The sequence below is a fragment of the Acutalibacter sp. genome (assembly GCF_056800975.1).
Genome location: NZ_JBQISV010000089.1, coordinates 1 through 8,711, shown reverse-complemented (window position 1 = coordinate 8,711; position 8,711 = coordinate 1). Strand labels below are relative to the sequence as shown.

The 8,711-nt window shown below is 59.2% G+C and carries 7 protein-coding genes; 2 read left to right on the top strand and 5 right to left on the bottom strand.

Translation table 11 applies throughout. The features are described from left to right. Window positions 1-249: hypothetical protein (locus tag ACTO5E_RS08995; protein WP_482303084.1), on the top strand; the 249-nt coding region annotated here is incomplete at its 5' end. Between the two features lie 370 nt (window positions 250-619). On the opposite strand, the gene ACTO5E_RS08990 is transcribed toward ACTO5E_RS08995, so the two are convergent. From ACTO5E_RS08990 to ACTO5E_RS08970, 5 genes are all read right to left on the bottom strand, one after another. After that, the gene (locus ACTO5E_RS08990) at window positions 620-2,389 is read right to left on the bottom strand and encodes an ABC transporter ATP-binding protein (protein WP_482303083.1); all 1,770 of its coding nucleotides are present in this window, start codon (window positions 2,387-2,389) and stop codon (window positions 620-622) included. Beyond that, window positions 2,386-4,119 carry an ABC transporter ATP-binding protein gene (locus tag ACTO5E_RS08985; RefSeq protein WP_482303082.1) on the bottom strand — a complete coding sequence of 578 codons (1,734 nt, stop codon included), beginning with the start codon at window positions 4,117-4,119 and terminating at the stop codon, window positions 2,386-2,388. The genes ACTO5E_RS08990 and ACTO5E_RS08985 overlap by 4 nt, the downstream gene beginning before the upstream one ends. A gap of 2 nt (window positions 4,120-4,121) precedes the next feature. Further along, the gene (locus tag ACTO5E_RS08980) at window positions 4,122-5,003 is read right to left on the bottom strand and encodes a glycosyltransferase family 2 protein (protein ID WP_482303081.1); all 882 of its coding nucleotides are present in this window, start codon (window positions 5,001-5,003) and stop codon (window positions 4,122-4,124) included. Between the two features lie 217 nt (window positions 5,004-5,220). Beyond that, window positions 5,221-6,186, bottom strand: a complete 966-nt coding sequence (locus ACTO5E_RS08975) for a GHKL domain-containing protein (RefSeq protein WP_482303080.1) — start codon at window positions 6,184-6,186, stop codon at window positions 5,221-5,223. Beyond that, entirely contained in the window at window positions 6,186-6,914 is a 729-nt protein-coding gene (locus ACTO5E_RS08970) for a LytR/AlgR family response regulator transcription factor (RefSeq protein ID WP_482303079.1), read from the bottom strand. Before ACTO5E_RS08970 ends, ACTO5E_RS08975 begins: the two co-directional genes overlap by 1 nt. Before the next feature lie 599 nt (window positions 6,915-7,513). Between ACTO5E_RS08970 and ACTO5E_RS08965 the strand changes: the two genes are divergently transcribed. Next, a partial coding sequence (locus ACTO5E_RS08965) for a hypothetical protein (RefSeq protein ID WP_482303077.1) occupies window positions 7,514-8,711 on the top strand: 1,198 nt, incomplete at its 3' end.

Here is an 8,711-nt window from a genome sequence, read left to right as displayed (position 1 = left end):
GACCTTAGAGCTTGTACCGACAGAATATTGCATCAGTCTTACCGGCAAATACCGCCGTTGACATGGCTGCAAAGCCTGGTGGAGTGGCGAGACTATGAACAGGGCCTTGTTTTAAAACCGGAAACTGCTGATTTTGGGGCCAAAAATGAGTGGTTTTTAAGAGAAAGAAACCGCATTTTTGCCGCTGAAAGTGCCGTTTCTGGTCAAAACAGACCGCGCTTCGGGGGGTTCAAACAGGCTCTGGTCTGACTGTCCGGGTTTTGCGCCTTGTCAAAATGACGCTCGAAACTTCAAATCGTATCCGTACATGTTCTTATCCCCGCCGGCAAAAAAGGAAGGGAAGCCAGAGCTCTGGCCTCCCTTCCTTTTGTATTTTCCTGAACCTGCCCAGCATCTGCTCCCACAATGCCAGACGCTGGGCTTTTGAATCCCGCCGGCCCCTTCGGACGTCTGCCTCCTGAGTCTGTTTTGAAGCCTGAGAAACGCTGAATTTGCGGCCAAAAACCAGCGGTTTCAAGAGAAAAAACGGCATTTTTGTCGCTGAAAGCTCCCGTTTCTGGTCAAAACAGACCGTACTTCGGAGGTTTCAAACAGGCTCCAGGCCGCAGGGCAGGCGGAGCTAACAAACCCGCCTCTCCTCCGCCAGCCGCTCCTCTCTCCGCTGGCTCTCATACAGCTCCCAAAAGCGGCCTCTGTTCTCCAACAGCTGGTGAAAGCGGCCCTCCTCCACCACGCGCCCGGCCTCCATAACCAGAATGCGGTCCGCGTTCTCAATGGTAGACAGCCGGTGGGCCACGGTCACTGCCGTCATGCCTGCCGACACCCGGTCCAGGCACTCCTGCACCTCCTTCTCCGTGGCAGAGTCCAGAGCCGCCGTGGCCTCGTCCAGCAGCAGCACAGGAGCGTTTTTCAGCAGGGCTCGGGCAATGGCCACCCGCTGCCGCTGCCCCCCGGAGAGCTGGCTGCCCCACTCCCCCACCTGGGTGTCATAGCCCTGGGGCAGGGTCAGAATAAAGTCGTGGATGCCCGCCGCTTTCGCCGCTGCCTCCATTTCCTCCGCTGTGGCCTCGGGCCGGGCCATGCGCAGATTGTCGCCAATACTGCCCGCAAACAGCGTACACTCCTGGGGGACATAGGCGAACAGGCTCCGGATGGCCCGCAGGGAAAGCCCGCCGCCTGGCTGGCCAAAGTACCGCACCTCTCCCGCTGTGGGCGTGAAGAAGCCCTCCATCAGCCGGATGACCGTGGACTTGCCCCCGCCGGAGCCGCCCACAATCGCCAGATGCTCCCCCCGGCGCAGGGTCAGGTCCAGGCCGTCCAGCACAGGGGCCCCGCCCTCATAGGCAAAGCCCACTGAGCAAAACTCCACCGCCATGTCCCCGCCGGCGTCCTCTACTGTCCCGCCCTTTTCCAGGTCCTCCAAGGGCTGCTCCAACAGGCTGTGCACCCGCTCCATAGAGACCAGAGTGGGTTGGCTCAGCAGCAGGTAGGTGCTCAGCCGGTAGATGGAGTCCGCCATCATGCCCATCAAAGTGGCGTTGAACACCGCCCTGCCCAGGCTCAGCTCCCCCGACCCCAGCAGAATGCCGATGATAAAGCCTACTGCCTGGGCCGACTGGGCGAAGAAATCCACCACCCCATAGGTGACGCCGATAATGTTCTGATACTTCATCCGCTTCTCCTTGATGATGCGGCACATCCTGTCATAGCGCTGGGCCATCACCTGGTGGAGCACAAACACCCGCACCACCGGAATAGCCCGCAGGGCCTCGATGAGAAAGGAGGCCGAGTTGGCAATCTCCTCCTTTGCCACAGCCTCCTGACGCTTTGCCAAAGGGTTGAGCCACAGGGAGAGCAGCAGGTTCACCCCGCCGTAAAGCACGCCCGCCAGGGCAATGCGCCAGTCGTTCACCAGCAGCATGATCAGGGTGACTGGGAACACCACCCCAAACCGGATCAAGTTTGTCACCGAAAAGGAGGCAAACGCGTTGCGCACCGCCCGGTTGGCGTCTCCCCGCAGGCGGGTGAGGTAGTCGCCGGTCTTGATTTTTGTCAGGGACTGGTAGGGCATGTGGTTGATATGATAGAACATGCTCTTGTAAAGCTGAACCGTGCCGAACTCTGCGGCAGTGGTCTGCAGGTAGCTGCCGGCAATCACCGGGGGCACCAGCAGCACAAACAGCGCCAGCATTCCCAGCAAAGTGAGCATCAGGCTGCCCTGCCGCGCCCCAGTGACCAGGTCGATGAGGGCCTGGTTCACATAGGGCAGGGCAAACAGCAGCGGCAGCTCGCAGGCTCCCAGCAGCAGGCCGGCCACATACTTTCCTTTGGCCGGGCCCAGGTAGACAAAGCTCTTTTTATACAGCGCAAGCCGGGAATTCTTCCTCATTCCTCCACCTCCACCAGGCCCTGCAGCCTGCACATCTCATAATATTTCCCCTTGCGGGCCAGCAGGGCGGCAGGCGCGCCTTCCTCTGCCACCCGGCCCTCCTCCATGCAGTAGATCCGGTCCACGTCCCGCACCGTGCTCAGCCGGTGGGCGATAATCACCGCCGCCCGGCCCCGCAGCAGCTTATCCAGGCCCTTCTGCACCCCCCTCTCTGTCTCCAGGTCCAGCGCGGAGGTGGCCTCGTCCAGCAGCACCAGCGGGGCCTCCTTCACCATGGCCCGGGCAATGCACAGCCGCTGCTTCTGTCCCCCGGACAGGCTGAGCCCACCCTCCCCGATGGGGTGGTCCATGCCGTCGGGCCAGCTGCTTACCAGGTCCCACAGCTCCACCTCCTGCAGCACGGCCTGACACTGGGCCCGGGTGAGCCCCGGCCGGCCGTAGGCCACATTTTCGTACACTGTGCCGTCAAACAGAATGGGCTCCTGAGTGACAATGGCCATGCGGGACCGCAGGGCGTCGGGCTTCCAGTCTGAGGTGTCCAGCCCGAACAGCCGCAGCGAGCCCTCCTCGGGGTAGTAGAACCGGCACAGCAGCCGCACAAGGGTGGACTTGCCGCAGCCGCTGGGCCCCACCACCGCCACCTTCTCCCCTGCCCGTATGCGCAGGTCCAGGCCCTGCAGCACCCGGCTCCCCCGGTCGTAGGAGAAGGAGAGGCCCTGGGCCTCGCAGGCCAGCTCCTCGTCCACCGGCAGACCCATCAGCCCGGGCAGCTCGTCGGGAATGTCGATGACCTCATAATACCGCTGAGCGCAGGCAGTCACATGGCGCACCGTGCTGAACATGTAGTCTGACTGAGAAAACGCGTCGGTGATGTAATTGCTCATGGTGACAAAGGCGATGAAGGCCCCCACCGTCAGCCTCCCCGAGGTCACCAGCCAGGAGCCCACCAGAAACAGGCACATGGTCTGAACCACGTTCGCCAGGTACTTCACCCCGGTCATGCGGCGGTTCAGCTTTTCCGTGCGGACGGCCAGCTGGTACAGCTCCCCGGCGGCCTGGTCAAAGGACTGCTGAAAGTGCTTCTGGGCCCCAAAGGCCTTTACGGTCAGCGAGCCGGTAATCACATCCGCCACCATGCTCATGGCCTCTCCGGCGTCGTCCATAGAGCGTTTACTCTGGGCCTGAATGGGCTTGCTGATCGCGCTGACCAGCCCCAGAGACAGGGGGAGAATGACCACATAGGCCAGAGACAGCTGCCAGGACATAAAAATGCAGGCCAGCAGCCCGAACACCCCGGAGAAGATCAGCCGGGAGAAGTTGCTGACATGCCCGGCGGAAAAGGTGCTCAGCAGGTCGATATCACTGTTGAGCCGGGTGGCCACGTCGCCGGTGCGGAAGTGATGCCCCAGCACCGAGGGCTCTCCATGGGTGAGCTTGCGGAAGGCCCTGGCCCGGACCTCCACAAACATGTTCTCGGTGATGCGCCCGATAATGTGGTAGTGCACTGCCGTGCGGGCCCCGTCCAGCAAAATGAACACCGCCATCAGGGCAGCGGCAAACAGCATGTCGTTCACCAGCCCTGCCAGGCCAAAGTCCACCGCCTTGCCCCAAAAGGCCGCGGCCAGCATCTTCAGCACCCCGGACGCCAGAGAGATGCCCACAATGGTGAGAATGCCCGGCAGATACTTCTTGTTGTCCACATAAAACCGCAAAAGAGGGTTCATGTCCATAGTTATTCTTCCTCCTCCGGCAGCAGGGGCAGGTTCTTGACCGCTTTGCCGCCCTGGGTTATCCACAGCTGCACCAGCCCATGCCCGGCCCACTTCTTTTGCAGATACGCCCGGTTCTTTTGCCAGCCCGCCCGGAAGTCCGGCTCGGTCTGCAGCCGGTCATAGCTGCGCTTTGCCGCTGGGTAGTGGATGGCCCTGGCCTGCCGCCCCAGCACATATTTTGCCCCATGCTCTGAGAGCTGAATGCCAAAGTCATTGTCCTCACAGCCCCAGGTGCAGAAGAAATCGTCAAAGGCTACGCCGTTCTCCCGTATAAACGCCGTGGGCACTGAGAAGTGCATGCTCCACAGCACAATCCAGGGGGCGGGCCACCGCCACAGCTGGTCCCCTACCACATAGTCCCGCTCCCGGCCGTCCTTCATGCCCCGGCTCTCCATCACGTCCGCAGCCTCGTCGGGGCTGTGGGTGTCAATGATCCGCCGCATCTCCTCCAGGTCTGAGGTCAGGTCGTTGCCGTAGATATAGCCGATGCACACCATTTTGGGCCCATGCTCCTGGTAGAGCCGCCAGTGCTCCCCAAGGCACCCGCTGGTGGCAATAACCCCGCAGTCCAGAAACAGGCAGAGCTCCCCCCTGGCCGCCTGAATGCCCATATTCCGGGCCTGGCCGGGGCGAAAGCCCTTGTCCTCCTGCCAGAAATGCCGGACCTCCATCCGGCCCTCATATTCCCCTGCCACAGCCTTCATGTCCACCGCAGAGCCGTCGTCGCACACCAGAACCTCCAGGTCCTCCAAGGGGAAATCAGAGCCCAGAATGGAGTCGAGGGTCATGCGCAGCTCCTCCGGGTTATTGTAGACAGGGATAATGACGCTGAGCTTTTTCATAGGTTCGTCCTCCTTTTGTTGTGGTTTGAAGCCATTTTACCAAAGCCGGCCTGGCTGTGCCCGGCATTTTCAGGCCGCTTTCAGCGAAAAGTATAGCAAATCTCAAAGGAAATGCAATGGGTTTTGCATGAACGGTCAAAAAACGGGCCATTTTGGTCAGCCGAAGAGGTAGCATGAGACAAAAACGCCCGCCTGGGTCCCCCCAAGCGGGCAGCTTTTATTTCAACAGAATCACCGTGTGGAACAGCCCGGCCTCCTGGTCATAATACTGGCGCAGCTCCCCCCCATAGCCCTTGACCACAGCGCCCACGCTTTTCATGCCCAGCCCGTGACGCTCCGGGTCCGGCTTGGCGCTGCGCCAGCCGCCCTGGCCGTCGCTCACCGGCGGGGCGGCGCAGGTGTTCACCAAGCTGACCATGAGCGCGCTCCCTGGCCGGCTCCCCACAAACAGCTCAAGCGAGGCCTCCGCTCCGCCCTCCGCAGCCTCTACCGCGTTTTCCAGCAGGTTGGCAAACAGGGCCGTCAGGTCGCTGTGGCTGAGAAAGTCCACCGACCCGTCCCGCACGTCCGCGGCAAACCGAACGCCCTTTTTCTGGCACAGCTCCTGATACCGGCACAGAATCACATCCAGCACCGGGTGGCCGCAGATGCGCACCCGGTTCCGCAGGGCGGGCGAATTTTCCAGCTCCTGGACATACCGGGCCACTGCGCTGTTCCCGGTTGTACCCGCCAGGTCCCGCAGCGCGCCCAGGTGCTTGCGGATATCATGGATGAGCACCCGCTGGCGGTTGTACTGCTCCTCCAGCATCTGATAGTAGTTTTCCTCTGTCCGCCGCTTCTGCCGCAGCAGCTGGCCGGACATTCTCCGCAGAGTCAGCCGCCGGCTGATGCGGCAGCCCAGGTAGATGAACAGGTTTTCCAGCGCCACAATCAGCACCCCCGACAGCACAACAGACCCCACGGTCAGGGGCAGGTCCACAATGAGAACGATAAACGCCATAATAAGCAGAATGAACAGCGTCAGCATGGAAAAGCAGGTGAGCAGCAGCGGGGCCGGGTCCGCCTCCTCCCGAAGACGGCGGGGCTCCAGCCAGGCCAGCAGCCGGGTATAGCCCTGATAGAGCAGCCGGGCCCCGAAAATCAAGGCCATAAAACCCAGGCTGAGGGCAAGGGTCTCCTTCATCAGCGCATCGCCTCCACATACAGCAGATAGGCGTCCCGGAACTCCTGGGCCCGCCGCCTGGCCAAATAGGCGGTGCAGCTGCCCCCGGGGAATTCCAGGGTGACAAGGGTGGAGGTGTAGGCCCGCACATAGCGCATGTTGACAATATAGCTGCGGTGGGTGCGGGTAAAGCAGCCGATTTCCAGCAGCTTCTCCCAGTGCTTCATCCCCTGGGTGGAGGGGTATGCCTGGTCCGTGGTCCGCACCAGCACCCGCCTGCCCTGGGCCTCTGCCATAACGATCTCATGGGCGCTGCGGGTAACGGCCCCCTCGCCGGTCTCAATGACCACAGGCCGGGTATCGGCGGCCAGCTGCCAGAGGGCGTCCTTCATGTTGCGGAACAGCCGGGCCTTGTCCACCGGCTTGGAGAGATAGCGGAACACATGAAAGCGCATGGCGTCGTCCAGATACCCGTCATGGGCGGTGACGATGAATATTTTGCAAAAGGGATGGCGTTCCTGCAGCCGGGCCCCGGCCTGTATGCCGCTGAGCCCTGGCATCTCCACATCCAGAAAGGCCACGTCCAAAGGCTGCGAGGCGGGCCCGCACTCTCCGGCAAGCAGGTCGTTGGCCGAGGAATAGGCTTTATACTCGGGCTGGGCCAGCCCGCAGGCTGTAAAAAATTCCCGCAGACAGTCCCCCAACAGAGCGGGAACAGCAGGGTCGTCGTCGCAAAAGACGATACGCATGGTGGAACGCTCCTTTCTGTATATATGGCCTGACGCCGGCCTCCACCCATGACAGACGCTGCGCCGGGCACAGCGCGGAATCTGCTTGAAGAAAGCCGGTGCTTTTGCAAGGGAAAAGGCAAGCCGTTCAGGGCTCCTTCTCATGTCCGCCTGAGGGCATGAGAGCATAACTCCAAGCAGCTTTGCGTCTTGGGAAATGGATTACGCCATTTCTTCACCCGCTTCGCTGGTTTGGCTATACTGAAATATCCTGCGGATATTTTAGCACACCTGGCGGTGGGCAAGCCGTGGAGCCGCGAAGCAACACGCTACTGGCATCTACACTTTTGGTTTGTTCCCGCGCAGTGCAGTTTGTGGTTATTATAGCATACGCTGGCAGAATTGTCGAGCAGGCTCGGGGCCGGGGCTGGTTTTTGAGAGGGATATAGGGGGAGCCCATCCACAATCTTTGCCCGGCGCTACCTTAAGTTTTTTGGGAATTGGTCGATACTATAGATATGGGGTAAAATGCAAGCTTGGCCCAGGCCATGAAAATTTGTGGCTGGGCTGAGGTTTTGCCAAATGCTTTTGAAGACTACAGAGAGGGGAGGGGCCGGAAGATGAGCCGTCTTACTATGGCTGTATGCATTCCGACCTATGAACGGCGAGATATCGTCGAGGACTTTTTGAATAATTGCTATGACGCATATACAGCGGCTGGGATCGATTTATATTTCTACGATTCCAGCATAGGAGACGAGACCCAGTCTCTGATTCAGGACTGGCTCCCCAAAGGACGGCTGTACTATGTCCGCATGCCGTCTGACATGCACCCCAACACGAAGGCCTACAGGATATTTCAGGGCTATGGGCTGGAAAAGGCGTATGATTTTGTGCTGTTGTCCTCGGATGGGCTGCAGCACAAAAAGGACTTGATTTCTCAGACAATGGAATGCCTGGACCTAAAATATGATATGGTCATATTGGATTGGATTAGCGGAAGGGATCGCGCTGGTCAATCTATCGATGATTTGGATGAGATGATGACTTTGTCCGCATATCATATGGCTTCATTTGGGGCTGTGGTCCTTAATACTCATACCATGCTGCACGATGTAGACTGGGCGTCCTACGAGAAACGCTTTTTGAAGGAGCCTTTGATCCCTTGGTCCCACGTCTGCTACTATTTTGAGAGAGCTGCGGAGTTGGATGGATTCCATTGTTTCGTTCTGTCACTGCCTTTTCGTTCCGTGCGGTTTTCCATGTACAAAAAGGACTCCGTTTGGACGGAATCGGTCTTTTCTTACGTTTGTGAGGGCTGGGTGCAGGTAATCGAAGGTCTGCCAGAGCGCTATATCCATAAAGACAAAGTAATCCAGGAGTTTTCCCGGGACTATTTCTCCAACTCCGAATGCTTTTTGCAGTATAGAAGACGGGGATTATTTTCTTATGGATTATGCAAAAAGTATTGGGGCGTCTGGAAAAAAGTCACTCCTGTTTCCAGGCTTTCTCTGCTGGCAATCGCTTTGCTGCCCAGAAAATGGCTGAATAGAGCATATCGGCTGGACTTCCAGAAAAGGCTCTCCCAGTTAAAAAAGTTTTGCGCGTCGCATTCCAAAATAGTCATATATGGCAAGGGCACTCAGGGATATCTGTATGGAAAGTTTCTCATGGACCAGCACCTGAAGCTGGACGGTTTCTGCGTCTCCCACTCTGTGTCTGAGGGGGAACAATTTATGGGGTATCCGGTGCGTACATTTACCAAGCCAGAAGATGGCGGTGGGGAAATCGGGTATATTATTGGCGTTGCCTCTGGCA